22 protein-coding genes are annotated in these 18,341 nt (G+C 57.7%); 9 read left to right on the top strand and 13 right to left on the bottom strand.

Translation table 11 applies throughout. The features are described 5' to 3' along the window. Positions 1–20 precede the first annotated feature (20 nt). Together ENTCL_RS14700 and rlmC are read left to right on the top strand one after the other, a co-directional pair. Complete coding sequence (locus tag ENTCL_RS14700; RefSeq protein ID WP_013366935.1) at positions 21–494, top strand: YbjO family protein; 474 nt, start codon at positions 21–23, stop codon at positions 492–494. Between the two features lie 42 nt (positions 495–536). Next, positions 537–1,667, top strand: coding sequence for a 23S rRNA (uracil(747)-C(5))-methyltransferase RlmC (gene rlmC / locus ENTCL_RS14695; RefSeq protein WP_013366934.1), 1,131 nt, complete (start codon positions 537–539; stop codon positions 1,665–1,667). Between the two features lie 46 nt (positions 1,668–1,713). On the opposite strand, the gene ENTCL_RS14690 is transcribed toward rlmC, so the two are convergent. Genes ENTCL_RS14690 through ENTCL_RS14680 form a run of 3 tightly spaced genes read right to left on the bottom strand, consistent with a single transcriptional unit; the run spans position 1,714 to position 3,378 of the window. After that, positions 1,714–1,968: a hypothetical protein gene (locus tag ENTCL_RS14690; protein WP_013366933.1), complete on the bottom strand. Its 255-nt coding sequence runs from the start codon at positions 1,966–1,968 to the stop codon at positions 1,714–1,716. Between the two features lie 29 nt (positions 1,969–1,997). Then, positions 1,998–2,768, bottom strand: coding sequence for a molybdopterin-dependent oxidoreductase (locus ENTCL_RS14685; RefSeq protein WP_013366932.1), 771 nt, complete (start codon positions 2,766–2,768; stop codon positions 1,998–2,000). Between the two features lie 10 nt (positions 2,769–2,778). Further along, a complete protein-coding gene (locus ENTCL_RS14680) occupies positions 2,779–3,378 on the bottom strand; it encodes a cytochrome b/b6 domain-containing protein (RefSeq protein ID WP_013366931.1) in 600 nt (199 codons plus the stop codon). A 141-nt stretch (positions 3,379–3,519) separates the two neighbouring features. On the opposite strand from ENTCL_RS14680, the gene ENTCL_RS14675 reads away from it, so the two are divergent. Both ENTCL_RS14675 and ENTCL_RS14670 read left to right on the top strand, forming a co-directional pair. Then, entirely contained in the window at positions 3,520–4,242 is a 723-nt protein-coding gene (locus ENTCL_RS14675; protein WP_013366930.1) for a response regulator transcription factor, read from the top strand. Continuing rightward, complete coding sequence (locus tag ENTCL_RS14670) at positions 4,239–5,711, top strand: sensor histidine kinase (protein WP_013366929.1); 1,473 nt, start codon at positions 4,239–4,241, stop codon at positions 5,709–5,711. Before ENTCL_RS14675 ends, ENTCL_RS14670 begins: the two co-directional genes overlap by 4 nt. Positions 5,712–5,718: 7 nt before the next feature. Here the strand turns inward: ENTCL_RS14670 and ENTCL_RS14665 are convergent, their stop codons facing one another. The 8 genes from ENTCL_RS14665 to ENTCL_RS14630 form a co-directional block, all read right to left on the bottom strand. Then, positions 5,719–6,030, bottom strand: a complete 312-nt coding sequence (locus ENTCL_RS14665; protein WP_013366928.1) for a helix-turn-helix domain-containing protein — start codon at positions 6,028–6,030, stop codon at positions 5,719–5,721. Next, positions 6,030–6,365, bottom strand: coding sequence for a hypothetical protein (locus ENTCL_RS14660; protein WP_013366927.1), 336 nt, complete (start codon positions 6,363–6,365; stop codon positions 6,030–6,032). The genes ENTCL_RS14665 and ENTCL_RS14660 overlap by 1 nt, the downstream gene beginning before the upstream one ends. Positions 6,366–6,492: 127 nt before the next feature. Continuing rightward, positions 6,493–7,224 (bottom strand): arginine ABC transporter substrate-binding protein ArtJ, encoded by a 732-nt coding sequence (artJ, locus tag ENTCL_RS14655; RefSeq protein WP_013366926.1) that lies wholly within the window; start codon positions 7,222–7,224, stop codon positions 6,493–6,495. A 172-nt stretch (positions 7,225–7,396) separates the two neighbouring features. Then, positions 7,397–8,065, bottom strand: a complete 669-nt coding sequence (artM, locus tag ENTCL_RS14650; protein WP_013366925.1) for an arginine ABC transporter permease ArtM — start codon at positions 8,063–8,065, stop codon at positions 7,397–7,399. Continuing rightward, the gene (gene artQ / locus ENTCL_RS14645; protein WP_013366924.1) at positions 8,065–8,781 is read right to left on the bottom strand and encodes an arginine ABC transporter permease ArtQ; all 717 of its coding nucleotides are present in this window, start codon (positions 8,779–8,781) and stop codon (positions 8,065–8,067) included. Before artQ ends, artM begins: the two co-directional genes overlap by 1 nt. 6 nt (positions 8,782–8,787) lie before the next feature. Then, positions 8,788–9,519: an arginine ABC transporter substrate-binding protein ArtI gene (artI, locus tag ENTCL_RS14640; protein WP_013366923.1), complete on the bottom strand. Its 732-nt coding sequence runs from the start codon at positions 9,517–9,519 to the stop codon at positions 8,788–8,790. A gap of 17 nt (positions 9,520–9,536) precedes the next feature. After that, positions 9,537–10,265, bottom strand: a complete 729-nt coding sequence (gene artP, locus ENTCL_RS14635; RefSeq protein WP_013366922.1) for an arginine ABC transporter ATP-binding protein ArtP — start codon at positions 10,263–10,265, stop codon at positions 9,537–9,539. 200 nt (positions 10,266–10,465) lie between these two features. Then, positions 10,466–10,981, bottom strand: a complete 516-nt coding sequence (locus ENTCL_RS14630; RefSeq protein ID WP_013366921.1) for a lipoprotein — start codon at positions 10,979–10,981, stop codon at positions 10,466–10,468. 107 nt (positions 10,982–11,088) lie between these two features. Between ENTCL_RS14630 and ENTCL_RS14625 the strand changes: the two genes are divergently transcribed. The 3 genes from ENTCL_RS14625 (at position 11,089) to ENTCL_RS14615 (ending at position 13,130) form a co-directional block, all read left to right on the top strand. Then, positions 11,089–11,412: a heavy metal-binding domain-containing protein gene (locus ENTCL_RS14625; protein WP_013366920.1), complete on the top strand. Its 324-nt coding sequence runs from the start codon at positions 11,089–11,091 to the stop codon at positions 11,410–11,412. Then, entirely contained in the window at positions 11,409–12,233 is an 825-nt protein-coding gene (locus ENTCL_RS14620) for an N-acetylmuramoyl-L-alanine amidase (protein WP_013366919.1), read from the top strand. The genes ENTCL_RS14625 and ENTCL_RS14620 overlap by 4 nt, the downstream gene beginning before the upstream one ends. Before the next feature lie 273 nt (positions 12,234–12,506). Further along, complete coding sequence (locus ENTCL_RS14615) at positions 12,507–13,130, top strand: helix-turn-helix domain-containing protein (protein WP_013366918.1); 624 nt, start codon at positions 12,507–12,509, stop codon at positions 13,128–13,130. Positions 13,131–13,178: 48 nt separating this feature from the next. Here the strand turns inward: ENTCL_RS14615 and ENTCL_RS14610 are convergent, their stop codons facing one another. Both ENTCL_RS14610 and ENTCL_RS14605 read right to left on the bottom strand, forming a co-directional pair. Further along, positions 13,179–13,712: a hypothetical protein gene (locus ENTCL_RS14610; protein WP_013366917.1), complete on the bottom strand. Its 534-nt coding sequence runs from the start codon at positions 13,710–13,712 to the stop codon at positions 13,179–13,181. Then, positions 13,712–15,265, bottom strand: a complete 1,554-nt coding sequence (locus ENTCL_RS14605) for an ExeA family protein (protein ID WP_013366916.1) — start codon at positions 15,263–15,265, stop codon at positions 13,712–13,714. The genes ENTCL_RS14610 and ENTCL_RS14605 overlap by 1 nt, the downstream gene beginning before the upstream one ends. A 334-nt stretch (positions 15,266–15,599) precedes the next feature. On the opposite strand from ENTCL_RS14605, the gene gspC reads away from it, so the two are divergent. Continuing rightward, positions 15,600–16,373: a type II secretion system protein GspC gene (gspC, locus tag ENTCL_RS14600; protein ID WP_013366915.1), complete on the top strand. Its 774-nt coding sequence runs from the start codon at positions 15,600–15,602 to the stop codon at positions 16,371–16,373. 13 nt (positions 16,374–16,386) lie between these two features. Continuing rightward, positions 16,387–18,330: a type II secretion system secretin GspD gene (gene gspD / locus ENTCL_RS14595; protein WP_013366914.1), complete on the top strand. Its 1,944-nt coding sequence runs from the start codon at positions 16,387–16,389 to the stop codon at positions 18,328–18,330. The last annotated feature ends 11 nt before the right edge of the window (positions 18,331–18,341 follow it).

Below are 18,341 nucleotides of genomic sequence, written 5' to 3'. Positions count from 1 at the left end.
TTTTTCAGGGAAGTGAAACAGTGGGATTTTTTTCGAAAACGCGTCGTTCGCATGCCAGTCTCAACGTTCCTGCGCTGGTGCAGGTGGCGGCGCTCGCTATTATTTTAATCCGCGCTCTCGATTTGCTGATGATCTTCAACCTGCTGGGGGTTGGGGGCATGGAGGAGTTCGTCCATCGCAGCGTGCAGACCTGGACGCTGACGCTGGTGTTTCTCGCAAGCCTGGTGCTGGTGTTTGTCGAAATCTGGTGCGCGTTTTCGGTGGTCAAAGGCCGCAACTGGGCGCGCTGGCTGTACCTGCTGACCCAGGTGATTGCCGCAGGCTACCTGTGGGCGGCGTCGCTAGGGTACGGCTATCCTGAGCTGTTCAGCATTGCCGGTGAGTCGAAGCGGGAAATTTTCCGCTCGCTGGTGATGCAAAAACTGCCGGATCTGCTGGTGCTGTTCCTGCTTTTTGTTCCTGCCAGCAGCCGCCGCTTTTTCCGTTTACAATAACGGTGATACAATCCCCGCCCCTGGAATTCTGAAGGTCTTTGTATGCAGTGCGCACTCTATGACGCCGGTCGTTGCCGCTCCTGTCAGTGGATTGAACAACCGGTTTCGCAACAGCTCTTAGCCAAAATGTCCGACCTGCAGGCGCTGCTGTCTGACCTGCCGGTTCAGGAGTGGCACGCGCCGGTGAGCGGCCCGGAGCAGGGCTTTCGCAATAAGGCCAAAATGGTGGTCAGCGGCAGCGTGGAGAAACCGCTGCTCGGGATGCTGCGCCGTGACGGCACCCCGGAAGATCTGACCCACTGCCCGCTGTACCCGCCCGCGTTTGCGGCGGTCTTCGCCGTCCTGAAGCCGTTCATCGCCCGCGCCGGACTGACGCCGTACAATGTTGCCCGCAGGCGCGGCGAGCTCAAATACCTGCTGTTGACCGAAAGCCAGCTCGACGGCGGCATGATGCTGCGCTTTGTGCTGCGTTCGACCGGCAAGCTTGAGCAGCTTCGCGCCGCGCTGCCGTGGCTGCAGCAGCAGCTGCCGCAGCTGAAGGTTATTTCCGTGAATATCCAGCCGGTGCATATGGCCATTATGGAAGGCGACGAAGAGATCTTTCTGACCGGGGCGCAGGCGCTGGCGGAAAACTTTAACGGCGTACCGCTGTGGATCCGCCCGCAGAGCTTCTTTCAGACTAACCCGACCGTTGCCACCAGCCTGTATGCCACCGCTCGCGACTGGGTGCGCGGCCTTCCGGTAACGCATATGTGGGATCTGTTCTGCGGCGTCGGAGGGTTTGGCCTGCACTGCGCAACGCCTGCAATGACGCTGACCGGCATTGAAATCGCGCCGGAAGCTATCGCCTGCGCGAAGCAGTCGGCGGCGGAGCTTGGGCTCACCAACCTGCGCTTTCAGGCGCTCGACTCCACGCAGTTTGCCGTCGGGCAGGGCGAGGCGCCCGGGCTGGTGCTGGTGAACCCGCCGCGTCGCGGCATCGGCGAAGCGCTTTGCGCGTATCTGGATCGGATGGCGCCGGACTATATCGTCTATTCGAGCTGCAACGCGCAGTCGATGGCGAAGGATATCGCCCGCCTGCCGCATTACCGGATTGAACGTGTGCAGCTGTTCGATATGTTTCCGCATACCGCGCATTATGAGGTGTTAACGCTTCTGGTCAGGGAACGCTGATGCAGCGTGCCGGGACGACCAGTAGCGCCCCGGCAGCCGTGACGTATTACTGGCTCATGGCGTCTTTTTTGCCCATCTCATCCTTTTTCATATTGTCCATTTTGCCCATTTTGTCTTTCCCCATATGATCCTTACTCATGGTGTCTTTGCACATGCCGTCTTTGCTGTCCTTGCACATTTTATCGTGCGGCTTAGACATGGTGTCTTTCGCCATACTGTCTTTGCTCATGGAGTCCGCCGCCTGGACGTTGGCCATAAACAGCGCTGAAAGCACAGCGGCCGCGATGATCATCTTTTTCATGGTATTGCCTCGTCGTTTACGTTGTTGTGTTAACTGCCACCAAACCAGTTGTAACCCTGATCTTCCCAGTAACCGCCCGGGAAACGATTGGTGATTTCAATGACCTGAATATGCTTGGGATTTTTGTACCCCAGCTTGGTCGGGATGCGTAATTTCATGGGATAGCCATATTCCGGAGGAAGGATCTGGTTATCCCACGTCAGCGCCAGCAGCGTCTGCGGATGCAGCGCGGTGGCCATATCAATGCTGGTGTAGTACTCGTCCGCACAGCGGAAGCTGACGTACTTCGCGCGCATATCGGCGCCGATCAGCGTCAAAAAGTGGCGAAACGGCACGCCGCCCCATTTGCCTATGGCGCTCCAGCCTTCAACGCAGATATGGCGGGTTATCTGGCTCACCTGCTGCATGCGGTACAGCTCGGGCAGGCTCCAGCGGCGGGTGTCACGCACCAGCCCGCGGATCTCCAGCCGGTAGTCGCGTCCATCCACCTGCGGGATATCCGCAGGCCCGTAAAAGGCGTTGAAGGGAAAGGGGCGGGTAATTTCGGCGGCGGTATATTCCGGCGCCAGATTGCGGTCGCTGAACAGGAAACCCTGTACCCGGTCATTAAAGCGCGACATTCGCGACAGGACGTTTTCCACATCGGCGTTATCGCTGATGTCGCAGCCGGTCAGCATCATAATGCCGCCGAGGGTCAGCCCCTGACGCAGCAGGCGGCGGCGATCCGGGCTCAGCAGTTTTTCGGCATCCTTCACCAGATAATGCGCATCGCTGTCGGAGAGAATACGGGTTTTTTTCATTATCAGTTCCTTAGCGGCCGCGCAGCATAGCCAGCAGCGTACGTGGCACCAGCAGCACCATCAGCAGGTGAATGACGATAAACAGCGCCATGGCGCTCATGCAGAAAAAATGGATATAACGCGCCGCCTCATAGCCGCCGAGCAGCGTGCGCAGCAGCGGAAACTGGACGGATTTCCACAGCACCAGGCCTGACAGCACCAGGCCGACGCCGTCGAGAAGAACCAGCAGATAGGCGATTTTTTGCACCATGTTGTAATGGCGCAGGTCGGCATGCTGAAGCTTGCCGCGCAGCGCCTGGGAGAGGTCTTCTTTCAGCTGGCCCAGCGACAGCGGAAAGAATTTGCGCCGAAAGCGCCCGCTGACCAACCCCAGTGAGAAATAGACCGCGCCGTTGATAACCAGCACCCACATCATGGCGAAATGCCACTGCAGCGCGCCGCCGAGCCAGCCGCCGAGGGTCAGCGACGCCGGAAAAGAAAAGGGGAACAGGGGAGAGGCGTTATAAATGCGCCAGCCGCTGAACAGCATGCCCGCAATGGCCACGACATTAACCCAGTGGCAGCAGCGCAGCCACAGCGGGTGTACCGGTTCTGAATGTGATGGTTGCATGGCGCGCTCTCCGTGAATGGCATGAGCGCATCATGGCGGCTTTATGGTCACCACATCCTCACGGAAGTTTAAATAAAATGTGATAACTTGCCGCGCCAGCCTGCGGTAAGCTTTTGGTAAAGACTTCGTGGGTAACTCGCTATGAATAACGCAAAGAAAATACTGCTGGTGGAAGACGATCGCGATATCGCCACCCTGCTGCGGCTGAATCTGCAGGATGAGGGGTACAAGATTGTCCATGAGGCGGACGGCGCCCGGGCGCTGGCGTTACTCGATAAGCAGGTCTGGGACGCGGTGATCCTCGACCTGATGCTGCCCCACGTCGACGGTCTCGAGATTTGTCGCCGCATTCGTCAGATGGCGCGCTATCTGCCGGTGATCATCATCAGCGCCCGCACCAGCGAAACCCACCGGGTGCTGGGGCTGGAGATGGGGGCGGACGACTACCTGCCGAAGCCGTTTTCCGTGCTGGAGCTCATTGCCCGCGTCAAAGCGCTGTTTCGCCGCCAGGAGGCGATGGGGCAGAACATCCGTCTGGAAGGCGGCATGATTAGCTGCCACGGCCTGGCTATCGACCCGCTGGCGCGCGAAGTGCGTCTGCGCGGCGAGCTGGTCGATCTTACGCCGCGCGAGTTTGACCTGCTTTACTGGTTCGCCCGTCATCCCGGCGAGGTGTTTTCCCGCCTGTCGCTGCTGGACAACGTCTGGGGCTATCAGCACGAAGGGTACGAGCATACGGTGAATACGCATATCAACCGCCTGCGGACTAAAATCGAGCGCGATGCCGCCGAGCCGGAGGTCATCCTCACCGTCTGGGGCAAAGGCTATAAATTTGCCGTCGAGAAACCGGAGGCGCAGCCATGATCCGCCGCCTTACCCTCAGCCAGCGGCTGACGCTGGTGTTTACCGCCATTCTTCTGCTTTGCGCGGCGGCCGCCTGCGGCGTGCAGCTCTACAGCAGCAGCCAGTACGGGAATGCGATGGTGCAGCGCTTGTCCGCCGGGCTGGCTCAGCAGATAGTTCGCAGCGAGCCGCTGCTGGACGGCGGCGGGCAGGTGAATCGCCAGACGCTAAAAACGTTGTTCGACCGGCTGATGACCCTGAATCCCAGCGTGGAGCTGTACCTGATATCGCCGGAGGGCCAGCTGCTGGCCGATGCCGCGCCGCCGGGGCACCTGAAACGCCAGCGCGTCGACATTGCGCCGCTGCAAACGTTTCTCGCCGGCAGCGTCTGGCCGGTGTACGGCGACGACCCCAGGAGCCTGGATAAGCAAAAAGTGTTCAGCGTGGCGCCTATTCGCCTCGACGGCGAGCTGCGCGGGTATCTGTATATCATTTTGCAGGGCGAGGAGCTAAACGCGCTGGCCGACGCGGCGTGGCAAAAGGCGCTGTGGAGCGCGCTGCTCTGGACGCTGCTGCTGGTGGCGCTGTTTGGCCTGCTGGCAGGCATGCTGGTCTGGTTCTGGGTCACGCGTCCGGTAAAACAGCTGACGGCCGACGTCAGCGGGCTTGAGCAGGACAGCATCAGCGCGATTAAACAGCTGGCGCTGCAGCCGCCGGAACCGCAGCCCGGCAATGAGGTGGCGGTACTGCGCAATACCTTTATCGAGCTGGCGCGTAAAATCGCCTGCCAGTGGGATCAGCTGGCCGACAGCGACCGCCAGCGCCGCGAGTTTATTGCCAACATCTCGCACGATCTGCGCACGCCGCTGACGTCGCTGCTCGGGTATCTGGAAACGCTGTCGATGAAGGCGGAGACGCTGTCGCCGGAGGATAACCGTCAGTATCTGGCGATTGCCCTGCGTCAGGGGCATAAGGTGCGGCACTTGTCCCAGCAGCTTTTTGAGCTGGCGCGGCTTGAGCACGGCGGCATCAAGCCGCAGCTGGAGCGTTTTGCCATCGGCGAGCTGATACAGGACGTGGCGCAGAAATTCGACCTGACGATAGAAACCCGGCAGCTGCATCTGCAGGTCGATATGCCGCACTCTCTGCCGCTTATCAATGCCGACGTCTCAATGATTGAGCGCGTGGTGACGAACCTGCTGGATAACGCCGTGCGCCATACGCCGCAGGGCGGCACCATCCGGCTCAGGGTCTGGCAGGAAAATACGCAGCTGCAGGTAGAGGTGGCCGACAGCGGGCCGGGCGTGGAGGCGGCGATGCGCGAGCAGCTGTTCCAGCGGCCGTCCGCGCTCAGCCAGAAGGCGTCGCGCGAGGCGCGGGGCGGCCTTGGGCTGCTTATTGTACGCCGGATGCTGGAGCTGCACGGCGGCGGTATCCGCCTGATGGACGCCGCGTCCGGCGCCTGCTTCCGCTTTTTTGTGCCGTTATGATGCTGGCTTAGCTCAGAGTGGCAAGCAGATGCAGCGCCGCAGGTTGTTTTTCCACAATGCGCAGCAGCAGCATAGCCTGCTTGTTCGGTCTCGCGACGCCCTGTTCCCAGTTCTGATAGGTTTTCAGCGCGGTATGCAGATAGCGCGCAAACAACGCCTGTGAAAGATTCAGACGGCGGCGGATGCCTCTGATATCTTCCGCTGTTAGCAGAATATCCTGCGTCGCCAGACGATGTGTTTTCAGGGTACGCTTACCTTCATTGGACTCCTGCCAGGCGTGCATTCCTTCGGTAAGCTCAGTAAAAAGATCCCGGCTCATTATTCCCCCCGGATTCGTTGTTCCAGCATTTGATGAAGTATCTCACATTGGGTCTGGGTCAGATCGACCATCTCATTTTTGTTATAGAGGGTAAACAGCAGGAACTGCCATTTGCTCTGCCACCAGTAATAGATAACGCGAAGTCCGCCTCTTTGACCTTTGCCGCGTTTGATATCGACAAAGCGCAATTTTCTGAGGCCGCCCGTATGCTTAATCACATCGCCCGCAAGCGGATTGATCATCAGCAGTTGCTGCAATTCACCAAATGACTCATCACTAAGATAGTAAGCACGATGCCGCTCAAAAGGGGGCATCTCGACAAACACCGCGTCCATAGGCATATCTTCCCGATTAAAAGGAAGTATACTATACCCATTATGGGGATAGTAGCGGCGTGGGGCTGATAATTCGGAAAAAATAAAGGCCAGCGCGATGGCTGGCCTTGCGGTTAGTGCTGAGCCGTCACTCAGGGAACCACTGGTCGCTGATTTTCTTATAGGTGCCGTCGGCTTTGATGGCCTTCAGCGCGTTGTTAAGCTGTGCCAGCAGCGCCTGGTTATCCGGACGTACCGCGATGCCAAGACCGGTGCCGAAGTACTGCGGATCGGTCACTTTCGGCGTGGCGGTGCCGAGCTGCGGGTTGGTTTTCAGCCACTCGTTGACCACGGCGGTATCGCCGAATACGCCGTCAATACGGCCGTTTTTCAGGTCGATAATCGCGTTCTGGTAGCTGTCATAGGCCACGGTTTTCACCTCAGGATGTTTGTCCTGCAGGTATTTCTGGTGCGTGGTGCCGTTTTCCATTCCGATGCGTTTGCCCTTCAGGTCATCAAACGATTTGAATTCCCCTTTTTTGGCAATCACCAGCGCGGAGTTGGCGTAGTACGGGTCGGTAAACGATACCTGCTTGCTCCGCTCCGGGGTAATGTCCATACCGGAAATGACCGCGTCATACTTTTTAAATTTCAGCGACGGGATCAGGCTGTCAAAGGCGTGGTTGGTAAAGGTGCAGTCGGCCTGCATCTGTTTGCATAACGCTTTCGCCAGATCGATATCGAAGCCGACAATTTGGTTACTGGCATCCATGGATTCAAACGGCGGGTAGGTAGCGGAAACGCCGAAGTTAATTTTCTCCGCTGCGCTGGCGCCGACGGCAAAGGAAGCAAGCAGTGCGGCCAGAATGACTTTTTTCATCGTTGAACTCCTGTGTTCATTCTTATGATGTTGTGCCGTGTCTGAGGCATGAAACGAACAATGCCATCAAATGAATTTATATGCAATATAAATGGATAATTATTTTTTTAATATTAATAAAAAAGGCGGATAACTAAATAGTTATCCGCCTGGTGGTGATATTTTATGCAGACTAGTTGCGGCGTTCGAAGGCCAGCGCTTTGCGCTCAATCAGGCGCATCAGCAGCGTCAGCAGACCGTTGACGATGAGGTAAATCACCCCGGCGGCGCCAAACACCATCACATCATAGGTGCGTCCGTACAGCAGCTGGCCGTGGCCCATCACTTCCATCAGGGTAATGGTGTAAGCCAGAGAGGTGCTCTTAAATACCAGCACCACTTCGTTAGAGTACGACGACAGCGCGCGCTTGAAGGCGTAGGGCAGCAGGATAGCGAGCGTATCCTTTTTGCTCATCCCCAGCGCGCCGCAGGACTGCCACTGTCCGTCGGGGATTGCGCGGATAGCCCCGTAGAACAGCTGCGTGGTATAGGCCGCGCTGTTCAGCGACAGCGCAATCATCGCGCACAGCCACGGCTCGGACAGCAGGTGCCACAGCACCGGATACTCCTGCAGCGACGGAAACTGCCCCGGGCCGTAGTAGATCAGGAAGATCTGCACCAGCAGCGGCGTCCCGGTGAACAGCGTAATGTAGCCGCGAACGATCCACACCAGCACCGGCGTTTTCAGCGTCAGGATGATGGTGAAGATCAGCGCCAGGATCAGCGCCACCACGATAGACGCGACGGTCAGCGTCAGGCTGGTGTGCAGCCCTTTCATCAGTTCGGGTAAATACTCAAGCATCAGCCTGGTCTCCGTTCAAAGCGGGTCGCGCGCAGGTCAATGCGTTTGAGGATGTACTGACTGAGCAAAGTAATCACCAGGTAGATAGCCGCCGCCACAATGTACCAGGTAAACGGCTCCTGGGTACGGGTGGCGATACTTTTGGTCTGCAGCATCAGGTCGTTGACGCTGATAAGCGAAACCAGCGCGGTATCCTTCAGCAGCACCAGCCACTGGTTGCCCAGCCCCGGCAGCGCATGACGCCACATCTGCGGCATCACCAGACGGAAGAAAATCGCGCTTTTCGACAGGCCCAGCGCCTGGCCGGATTCCCACTGCCCGATCGGCACCGCCTTCAGCGCGCCGCGCAGGGTCTGCGAAGCGTAGGCGGAGTAGAGCAGGGACAGCGCGATCACGCCGCACAGGAAGGGGCTGACGTCGAAGTTTTCAATTTGCATCTGAACCGGGATCTTGACGATGCCCAGGTTAAGAGTAAACCCGTCGGACAGCAGTAACAGCAGCTGCGACGAGCCGAAATAGATAAACAGGACCACCAGAATTTCCGGTAATCCGCGCAGAATAGTCACCCAGGCTGAGCCGATCCATGCGACAGGACGCCATTTCGCTGACTCCCAGACCGCAAAGATCATCGCTAATACCAGCCCGATGACCAGCGCACAAACGGCAAGGCCGACGGTCATCCCGGCGGCGCTTGCTAATGGAAACATTTCGTTCATCAAGAATTACTTCTGGAACCATTTGTTGTAGATGGTCTGATACGTCCCATCCTGTTTAACTTTATCCAGCGCGGCGTTGAATTTCTGCTGCAGCTCGGTGTTGCCCTGACGTACGGCGATGCCGAGGCCGGTGCCGAAGTAATCTTTATCCGTTACCTTATCGCCAACCGACGCCAGCTTATCGTTAGACTTCAGCCATTCGGTGACCACGGCGGTGTCGCCGAACACGGCGTCGATACGGCCGTTTTGCAGGTCAAGTTTGGCGTTCTGATAGCTGTCGTAAGGGACGGTGGTGATTTCCGGGTGCTTATCGGTAATGAATTTCTGGTGGGTTGTCCCGTTCTGCACGCCGACTTTTTTGCCTTTCAGCTGATCGATGGTGGCGTACTTACCTTTCTGGCCGATAAACAGCGCTGAGTTATCGTAGTACGGCTTAGAAAACAGCACCTGCTTTTCACGCTCCGGCGTGATGTCCATACCGGCCATCACCGCGTCGATACGGCGGAATTTCAGGCTCGGGATCAGGCTGTCGAAGGCCTGGTTGGTGAAGGTGCAGGTTGCGTCGATCTCTTTACACAGCGCGTTCGCCAGGTCGACATCGAAACCAACAATCTTGTTGCTCGCGTCCATGGACTCAAACGGAGGGTAAGACGCTTCGGTCGCGAAACGAATGGTTTCTGCTGCTGTGGCAGAAAGGCTGACGCTTGCAAGCAGCGCGGCAATCAGAACTTTTTTCATTGTCATTGTCCCGGGTGTCAGTGTGAAAGATAGTGTTTAAACGCTTCGGTCTGCGGCGCGGTAAAGCAGCCCGCATCCCCTTGCTCAATGATGTGACCGTTTTCCATATACACCACACGGCTGGCGGTTTTACGCGCCACTTCCACTTCATGGGTGACGATCACCTGAGTAATGTTGGTTTCCGCCAGTTCGCGGATGATGCTGACTATCTGCGCGGTGATTTCAGGGTCCAGCGCGGCGGTCGGCTCGTCAAACAACAGCACCTGCGGCTCCATCATCAGCGCGCGGGCAATCGCCACACGCTGCTGCTGGCCGCCGGAAAGGTGCAGCGGATAGCGGTCGCTATAGGGTTTGAGGCGCAGACGCTCAAGCAGTTTTTCCGCGCGGGCCAGCGCCTGGTCTTTGGACAGGCCCAGCACGCGGCAGGGCGCCTCAATCAGGTTTTGCTGTACGGTCAGGTGCGGCCACAGATTGTACTGCTGGAACACCATGCCGACGTTCTGGCGCAGGTCGCGAATGGCTTTATCAGACGGCGTCCTGGCAAAGTCGAATTGATTCCCGGCGATTGAGAGCGTTCCTGAACGCGGCATCTCCAGCAGGTTAAGCACGCGCAGCAGAGAGCTTTTCCCCGCGCCGCTTGGGCCAAGAAGCACCAGCGTCTCGCCCTGCGGGCAGTCAAGCGTGATGTCGAACAGCGCCTGGTGTGCGCCATAGAAGCAGTTAATGCCGTTTAGTCTGATACTCATCCGGATAATCTGATACTGATAGCTATTGAGGCCGCAAATAGTAACGTTGACAGAATAGTTATGCAATATTTATGCGTTAAAACTTAAATGTAAACCATGTTTACTCTTAAAGTTAGCACAAAATAGCGGTGGTTGAGGGCGGGCAAGACAAATGTCGGCATCCGCAGCGGAATGCCAGACATTTTAGCGGGGTTACTACTTTAGCGCTGTTCCAGCGACTGGCGCAGCGTACCGGCCGGCGCGTGGACGCTGCCGCCGAGGTAGCGTACGTCATCCACGGCCCAGCACTGGCCTTCGCGGATCATCAGCACTTCATCCTGCCAGCTCTGCGTCCCCTGCTTCAGGGAGACGCGCAGCGGAATGTTGCGGGCGTCGGTATTCGGGATGGTTGACGCGCTGGCGACGTCCGCGCTGTCCGGCAGCGTCGTGCGGCTGGAGAACGGATCGGTCTGCAGCAGGGCGCGTTTGTTCGGATCGCGGCTGGTGTCGTTAAGCAGTTTTGCCAGCGAGTCGCTCAGATACGGGCGCAGCGCGGCGAGATCGCTGTTACGCTGCTGAATGCGGTAATCATAAAATTTCTGCGCCACCGTGTCCGGGCCGCCCTCGATGCAAGGACCGCTGCGGGTGCCGATATCTTTAAACGCGGGCGTGACGGTGGTGCAGGCGCTGAGGACCAGCGCGCACGGAACAAGAAGGGCTGCAACGGAGTAGCGCATGGTGATTTCCTTATAAACGGACTACGGTATTTAGTGTTTTCAAGCATAGCGTATTGCTACAATTGTGTGTTTGATTAACAGAGCTAAGGCATTGAAGGAGAAATAGTATGCAATTCTCTACCACTCCAACCCTGGAAGGGCAGACCATTGTGGAATACTGCGGCGTTGTGACCGGGGAAGCTATCCTTGGCGCCAATATTTTCCGTGATTTTTTTGCCGGTATTCGCGATATCGTCGGCGGGCGTTCCGGCGCATATGAAAAAGAGCTGCGTAAAGCGCGGGAAATCGCTTTTCAGGAGCTGGGCGAGCAGGCGAAAGCGCTGGGCGCCGATGCGGTCGTCGGAATCGATATCGACTACGAAACGGTCGGTAAAGACAGCAGCATGCTGATGGTGAGCGTCAGCGGCACGGCGGTAAAAGTACGCCGATGAAAAAGGCGCTGCTGCTGCTCGCGCTGCTGCTCGCCGGGTGCGCCAGCGAGAAAGGGATCGTCGATAAAGACGGTTATCAGCTGGACACCCGCCACCCCGCGCAGGCAGCCTTCCCGCGCATTAAAATCCTCGTCATTCACTATACGGCGGGAGATTTTGACGCGTCGCTGGCGACCTTAACCGACCGCCAGGTCAGCGCCCATTACCTGATCCCCGAAGCCCCGCCGGTGCATCACGGCAAACCCCGTATCTGGCAGCTGGTGGCGGAGGACGAACTCGCCTGGCATGCCGGCGTCAGCTTCTGGCGCGGCGCGACCCGTATTAACGACACCTCTATCGGCATTGAGCTGGAAAACCGCGGCTGGCAGAAGACCGCAGGCGCGAAAAGCTTCGCGCCGTTTGCGCCCGCGCAGATTGATGCGCTGATCCCGCTGGCGAAGGACATCATCGCCCGCTACCGCATTGCGCCGCAAAACGTTGTCGCCCATGCCGACATCGCGCCGCAGCGCAAGGACGATCCCGGCCCGCTGTTCCCCTGGCAGACGCTGGCGCGCCAGGGCATCGGCGCGTGGCCGGACCCCGCTCGCGTGGCGTTTTATCTGGGCGGACGTGCGCCCTCCGCGCCGGTCGATACGGCATCGCTGCTCGATCTTCTCGCCCGCTATGGCTATGAGGTGCCGCCGGGTATGACGCCCGCGCAGCAGCAGCGGGTCATCATGGCGTTTCAGATGCATTTCCGCCCCGAGCGCTGGGACGGCGTTGCCGATGCGCAAACCCAGGCCATTGCCGAAGCACTGCTGGAGAAATACGGGCAGGGGTAGGCCGCAGGCCGCTTGTTGTTACCCGCTATCGATATATTTGTGAAATCTATTGGTTTTAACAAAAGTATATGATGAATTAATTTTTTCTTAATTGACTATAAACTGCCCTGATTTAACATGTGCTTCGTTGTTAAGATAATTCTTAAATAAAAATACTCCCAATATTCTCATTTCTGGCAAGAAAACGGCTCCCGGTGAAAGTAGCATCATCGAGTATTTTCATTTTTGCCCATTTCACTCCAACTCATTTTTATGGTTTTAAAAGGTGGTATAATGTTAAGCATTTACAGAAATAAACTGAAGCCAGCCGAAGAAATTGATTATCTGATCTCATTGACGAACGGCTTTCCTGAGAAAAACATCAAAAAATGGCAGCGTTTAAACTATGTTAATTCCGAGTATATTTATGTCATTATCAGCGGTGAGTTTGAGTACCGCCGTCTCTGTGACGACCTTTGCCTGTTCAGCGCCAGAAATCAGTTTATTTTTGGCGTGACCAGCCTGTTTTACGATGTCGGCCATATCTATGGTGTTGCCAAAAGCAACATTGTTGTCCGGATGGTCAAAAAGACAGAGTTCATGACCTTATTGACGCAGGCAAGCGCCTGGCCGCAAATGACGAAGATCCTGGCCTGGTATTTACTGATTTTTAATAAGCGCGACGATATTCTGGTGGCCCGCAGCGCGTACGACGTGATTCGCGAATTTCTGCTGGAAATTAACGATATGATTATTAACCATCAGCGTGAAATTAATATTTATGACTACATTCAGGAATACACCAGCCTGGCGCGCAGCACCATTGTTAAAATCCTCTCCGACCTGAAAAGGGGGCACTATATCGAAGTCGATAAGGGCCGCTTAATAAAAATTAACTCATTACCGGTTAAGTATTAACGGGTGTGGCTGTGGCGCTTAAGTGTCCTGAACGGTAACGAAGGACACTTAGCCATCCTGATAGCCATGGGATTTATTCTCATCGACAGCATCGCCCTGCTCAGGGGGCGGCGGTATTTTTCCCTGTGAGTACTCCTGCTGCTGTTCTTTCAGCGCCTGCATAAAGCGCGCTCTCAACGACGGTTCCTGCCCGGAAGCCTCATTTGCGTCCTGCATGTCAGGCAGCGCTTTTGTCGCCAGGTCGCCGTCAGGCGTATGCGTCCAGTCGCTATCGTTTTCGCGGGTGGAGTTGTCAGCCTGCGGCGCGTTTAACGGCGGAAAGGGTTTAGCGACATAGACATAATGCATATCCGACAGCTGCGCGCCGCCGTTGTTTTTGGCTTTAACGGCGGCAGTCGGCGCGGGGTGACGGTATTGCCAGTAAAGATGAGCATACACGCCGCCCGCCAGAAGCGCCGACGCGCAGGCCAGCCATACCAGCAGGCGGGTAAACAGCGCCTGCCATGACGGCAGCCGCCAGGTAAAATAAACGGCCTCATCGCAGGCATAGCTGCGCTGTGCGGCCAGACAGATAGTCGACATTATGCGGCTTTTCCTTTTGCTGGCGTGGCGGTCTCTGCGGCGGGTATGACGACCGAGGGCGTCATATTTACGCTACGCATCAGTTGAATCAGGGTTTCTTCACCGGCAATACCGTCAACGCCGATTCCGGCCTTGCTCTGGAAATCGCGGGTGCGCTGCATCAGCTCGGCGGTCCAGCGCGTGGACTGCGTGGGCGGTTTACCCAGCGCCTGGCCCAGCGCGTCGTCAAGCCAGCGGATGTCTTTGCTGCCGCTGGCGGCGGAGATGGCCTCTTTCCCTTCCGGCGTCAGGCGATGCAGCAGGGTGTAGCGACCGGTAGCGTGCTGCTGGTACCACTGGCGGGTCACCTGCCAGGTGCGGTTATTGAGCAGCAGATCCAGCGAATTCTGGCCCACGCGCGCGACGACCGCATAGTTCATGCGGCTGCCGGTTTTCAGCTCCGCGACCCAGGGGTATCCCTCCGCCTGCAGGGCCGCCAGCGTGGCGCTGCCCGTCTTGCACATCAGGGCGACGCGCGAGGCGTTCTGGCACAGCGCCTCATCGGCAGAGGCATCGTATCCCCACATTTTATACAGCTGATGCATGGCATCCGGCTGGCTGATTACGTCGCTGCCCATGTCCGGGACGGCGGGTGGCGCTTTGGGGATGGCGGCCGTGGCCCAGCGGGCGGGCTGCGGTAGCGAGAACGGTAATCGGGCGGTCAGCGTTGCACAATAAAGCCACCCCGCCGTCGCGCAGGTCAGCACGGCGGCCGTGGCGATCGCTATCCGGCGTTTAAGCGGGCGCGGGCGGGGCAGCACTTCGCCTGCCGCCAGCCGCAGATGGCGGGCGCTGACCTGCGACGCACGCTCGGTCCAGGCGGCCAGCAGCGCCAGATGGGCGATGCTGTTCATGGCGGTGATATTACCCCGCGTCAGGCGATACGCTTGACGGATACGGGCCGGGGAAAAGGGCCTGGCGTCCGCACCGTGCGCCGCCAGCTGCGCCAGCCAGTAGCGCTGGCATTCGCGGCCCGTCAGCGGGCGCAGCTGATGCTGGGTATGTACCCGCGGCGGCAATCCCGCCTCCCGCAGAAAGCACCGCGTCTCGTCCGGCGTGCCGGTGAGCATCACGGTCAGGGGAATGTCCAGCTCTTCGGCGCGCATCAGCAGCATACCGAGCAGCGGGCCGCATTTTGCCCGCGCCTGCTGCACGGCGTTGATGATAAGCAGCTTTCCGGACGTTTTCCTCCAGCGCTGGAGCACCGTATCGATGCCGTGCAGAAGCGATTTCCCTTCCGCCGGGCCGCCGTTGAGCTTATGCAGTAGCGCCTCCGCGCTCAGGTGAGGGAAGGCGCCGAGGGTCAGGCTGTCCGCGTGCTGGCGCGCGAGCATCGCGCTGAAGGCCGCGAGCAGCGGCTCATCGTCGGAAACGAGCGCGATAATCCCGGCGCGGCGAGATTTTTCCGCCAGCAGTGCAAAAACATCCCGGTGGTAATCCACCAGAAAATGACCATCGGGCGCCGTGACCCGCTGAAAGGGATGCGCGTCGAAATGAAAATGATTCAGATACATAGTAAAGCCGCTATTTCATCTACCGTACGTTAGCACTGCCGGTGTCGATATATTTCACCGGCGCGAATATTTACATGATGAGAAAACCGAGAGGGATTGTGTTTTCCTTCGCAAGAGTACGAAGTGCGCGCGGCGGAAACAATCGACGCCTTGAGTAAAAATATTCTCAGGGTCCGGGAGGCATAAGGCTGATGTCGGGTCAATTCTTTTTTGCATCAAAGTTAATGTCAGCATGCCTGGTTCAGTGAATACCGCCCCTTTATTATTTTGCCAAATCATTGGTCTTCTTTTTAGAAAGCGCGGAAATTTACAACTACGGTAAGGTTTATTCACCATGCGGATGCCGCTTTACTCCCGGCTCGTTGCGCCCTGTATTTTGTTTATATTGCTCATTATCGGCGGGCAGCAGGGGTACGTTGCTTATAAAGGTTATAAAAAGGTGGCGAAGACGATAGCCGACGCGACGGATGCAAAGCCCGCAGCCGCCGGGCAGGACGCGTCGTCGTTTTCGCTGTTCAGCGCCGCCGAATCGGCGACGCCGGCCGTGACCGACGCCGTCGCGCCGCTGAATGCCGAAGTGGAGGGCATTGTGCGCAGCGATGAGCCGTGGCGCTCTTTCGCCGTCATCAAAACCGGCGCCCAGCAGCAGAGCTACCGGGAAGGAGAGGCGCTTGCCGGCTACGACGACGCCTGGATTGACGAGATCAACGCTGACGGCGTGGTGGTGAACTACCGGGGCGTTTCGCAGGTGCTGGCGCTCAGTAAACCAGATTATTTCAAAGGCGGCGACACGTCGCCGCCGGAAAAACCGCGTGCCGATACCCGCCTGGCTCAGCTTAATCTCAATGATTATTTTGTGCTGAAACCGCTGCGCGAACAGGGGCGACTGGAAGGGTATTTAATTAATCCGCGCAACACCTCGGCGGTATTTGCGCGAAGCGGCGTTGAGCAAGGCGATGTGGTGGTCAAAGTGAATGCGGTCGATATGACGCAGGCGGCGCAGGCGCACAGCATTATTACCAGCTGGAGCAAAATGAAAACCGCAGAGCTTGTGGTTCGGCGCCACAATCGTCTCAAAAATATTCGGCTTGATGTTTTAGCTAATTAACAAGTGTACTGAAATGAAAAAACTACCGTGGGCTTGTGCAGCTCTGACGGCGCTCTCGTTATATTCTGGCTCAGTCATGTCAGCAAGCTTCAGCGCCAGCTTTAAAAATACGGATATTCGTGAATTTATTGACACGGTCAGCCGTAATTTAAATAAAACGATTCTTGTCGACCCGTCCGTGCAGGGAACGGTTTCGGTGCGGACCTACAACGTGCTGAATGAGGATGAATATTATCAGTTCTTCCTGAGCGTGCTGGATTTGTACGGGCTGTCGGTGATCCCCATGGATAACGGCATGATTAAAGTCGTGCGCGCAAGCGTAGCGCGCACGGCGGGCGTACCGGTGGTGGACGGCAAAAGTAACGCTAAAGGCGACATGATCATCACCCGGGTGGTGCGCATGGAAAACGTGCCGGTCCGCGAGCTGGCGCCGCTGTTGCGCCAGCTTAATGACGCCTCCGGCATCGGCAACGTGGTGCATTTTGAGCCCTCCAACGTCCTGCTGCTCACCGGTAAAGCGTCGGTGGTAAACCGGCTGGTGGATCTGGTCGAGCGCGTCGACAGAGTCGGGATGCAGCGGCGGGAAATTGTACCGCTGCGCTATGCCTCCGCGAAAGCGCTGGCGGAAGAGCTGAACAGCCTCAACAACGAAGAGCAGAAGGGGCAGAACGCGCCGCAGCTGGCGACCAAAGTGGTGGCCGATGAGGAGACCAACAGTCTGGTCATCAGCGGTACCGAAGAGGCGCGCACCCGCACCCGTCAGCTGATCTCCCGTCTCGATCGCGAACAGGATAATCAGGGCAATACCCGCGTCTTTTACCTGAAGTACGCCAGCGCCAGCAAAATTGTGCCGGTGCTGACCGGCATTGGCGAACAGATGAAGGATAAAAGCGGCGCGCCAAAGGGCAAAAGCAGCCCCAGCGGCAATGACCTGAGCATTACGGCGGATGAATCGACCAACTCGCTGGTGATCACCGCCCAGCCAAACGTGATGAACTCGCTGGAAAAGGTGATTGATAAGCTGGATATCCGCCGCGCGCAGGTGCTGGTTGAAGCGATCATCGCCGAGGTGCAGGACGGCAGCGGCCTGGACGTCGGGGTGCAGTGGACCAGCCAGCACGGCGGCACGCAGTTTACCTCCACCGGTTTACCGATTGGCCAGGTGAAAAATGGCAAGAATACCGGCATCGGGTTTAACGGCCTGGCGACCGGCTTCTTCAACGGCGATTTCGGCGCGCTGATGACGGCGCTCTCCACCGACGGTAAAAACGATATCCTCTCGACGCCGAGCGTGGTGACGCTGGATAACAAAGAGGCGTCGTTCAACGTCGGCCAGGACGTGCCGGTGCTTTCCGGGTCGCAAACCACCAGCGGCGATAACGTGTTTAACACCGTTGAGCGTAAAACCGTCGGCACCAAGCTGAAAATTGTGCCGCAGATCAACGATGGCGACATGATCCATCTGAAGATTGAGCAGGAGGTGTCAAGCGTCGACAGCAATGCCACCGAAGACGCCTCGCTTGGCCCAACGTTTAATACCCGCACCATCAATAACGAGGTGATGGTCCACAGCGGGCAGACCGTGGTGCTGGGCGGGCTGATTGAAAGCAACACCAAACAGTCGGTCTCTAAGGTGCCGCTGCTGGGGGATATCCCGCTGGTGGGCCAGCTGTTCCGCTATACCTCGCAGGACACCTCAAAGCGCAACCTGATGGTGTTTATCCATACCACCGTACTGCGCGATGACGACAGCTACAGCGCGGCCAGTAAAGAGCACTACGACCAGATCCGCGTCAGGCAGCAGCAGCGTCTGGAGGAGAAAAAGCTCGGTATTATCGCGCCTGACGGTCAGGCCGTGTTGCCGGGTTGGTCCGCGGCGCCCGCCGCCACGGCGGCATCCGCCAGTGCGCCGGTGAGCGTGCCGGTCGCGCCCCGTAACCCGTTTACCGGCAAGTAGAGGGGGTGAAT

The sequence above is a fragment of the [Enterobacter] lignolyticus SCF1 genome (assembly GCF_000164865.1).
GTDB lineage: Bacteria > Pseudomonadota > Gammaproteobacteria > Enterobacterales > Enterobacteriaceae > Enterobacter_B > Enterobacter_B lignolyticus.
The sequence above is the reverse complement of the archived record's forward strand: the minus strand, read 5'-3'. Positions and strand labels throughout refer to the sequence as shown.

What these genes read in the sequence shown, in the direction of transcription:
- artJ (WP_013366926.1), bottom strand. Translation starts at nt 7,224, where the DNA reads ATGAAAAAAGTCATTCTGGCCGCACTGCTTGCTTCCTTTGCCGTCGGC.
- ENTCL_RS14680 (WP_013366931.1), bottom strand. Translation starts at nt 3,378, where the DNA reads ATGCAACCATCACATTCAGAACCGGTACACCCGCTGTGGCTGCGCTGC.
- ENTCL_RS14665 (WP_013366928.1), bottom strand. Translation starts at nt 6,030, where the DNA reads ATGAGCCGGGATCTTTTTACTGAGCTTACCGAAGGAATGCACGCCTGG.
- rlmC (WP_013366934.1), top strand. Translation starts at nt 537, where the DNA reads ATGCAGTGCGCACTCTATGACGCCGGTCGTTGCCGCTCCTGTCAGTGG.
- artI (WP_013366923.1), bottom strand. Translation starts at nt 9,519, where the DNA reads ATGAAAAAAGTTCTGATTGCCGCGCTGCTTGCAAGCGTCAGCCTTTCT.
- ENTCL_RS14670 (WP_013366929.1), top strand. Translation starts at nt 4,239, where the DNA reads ATGATCCGCCGCCTTACCCTCAGCCAGCGGCTGACGCTGGTGTTTACC.
- ENTCL_RS14620 (WP_013366919.1), top strand. Translation starts at nt 11,409, where the DNA reads ATGAAAAAGGCGCTGCTGCTGCTCGCGCTGCTGCTCGCCGGGTGCGCC.
- artM (WP_013366925.1), bottom strand. Translation starts at nt 8,065, where the DNA reads ATGCTTGAGTATTTACCCGAACTGATGAAAGGGCTGCACACCAGCCTG.
- ENTCL_RS14685 (WP_013366932.1), bottom strand. Translation starts at nt 2,768, where the DNA reads ATGAAAAAAACCCGTATTCTCTCCGACAGCGATGCGCATTATCTGGTG.
- ENTCL_RS14625 (WP_013366920.1), top strand. Translation starts at nt 11,089, where the DNA reads ATGCAATTCTCTACCACTCCAACCCTGGAAGGGCAGACCATTGTGGAA.
- ENTCL_RS14630 (WP_013366921.1), bottom strand. Translation starts at nt 10,981, where the DNA reads ATGCGCTACTCCGTTGCAGCCCTTCTTGTTCCGTGCGCGCTGGTCCTC.
- gspD (WP_013366914.1), top strand. Translation starts at nt 16,387, where the DNA reads ATGAAAAAACTACCGTGGGCTTGTGCAGCTCTGACGGCGCTCTCGTTA.
- gspC (WP_013366915.1), top strand. Translation starts at nt 15,600, where the DNA reads ATGCGGATGCCGCTTTACTCCCGGCTCGTTGCGCCCTGTATTTTGTTT.
- ENTCL_RS14605 (WP_013366916.1), bottom strand. Translation starts at nt 15,265, where the DNA reads ATGTATCTGAATCATTTTCATTTCGACGCGCATCCCTTTCAGCGGGTC.
- artQ (WP_013366924.1), bottom strand. Translation starts at nt 8,781, where the DNA reads ATGAACGAAATGTTTCCATTAGCAAGCGCCGCCGGGATGACCGTCGGC.
- ENTCL_RS14615 (WP_013366918.1), top strand. Translation starts at nt 12,507, where the DNA reads ATGTTAAGCATTTACAGAAATAAACTGAAGCCAGCCGAAGAAATTGAT.
- artP (WP_013366922.1), bottom strand. Translation starts at nt 10,265, where the DNA reads ATGAGTATCAGACTAAACGGCATTAACTGCTTCTATGGCGCACACCAG.
- ENTCL_RS14690 (WP_013366933.1), bottom strand. Translation starts at nt 1,968, where the DNA reads ATGAAAAAGATGATCATCGCGGCCGCTGTGCTTTCAGCGCTGTTTATG.
- ENTCL_RS14675 (WP_013366930.1), top strand. Translation starts at nt 3,520, where the DNA reads ATGAATAACGCAAAGAAAATACTGCTGGTGGAAGACGATCGCGATATC.
- ENTCL_RS14660 (WP_013366927.1), bottom strand. Translation starts at nt 6,365, where the DNA reads ATGGACGCGGTGTTTGTCGAGATGCCCCCTTTTGAGCGGCATCGTGCT.
- ENTCL_RS14610 (WP_013366917.1), bottom strand. Translation starts at nt 13,712, where the DNA reads ATGTCGACTATCTGTCTGGCCGCACAGCGCAGCTATGCCTGCGATGAG.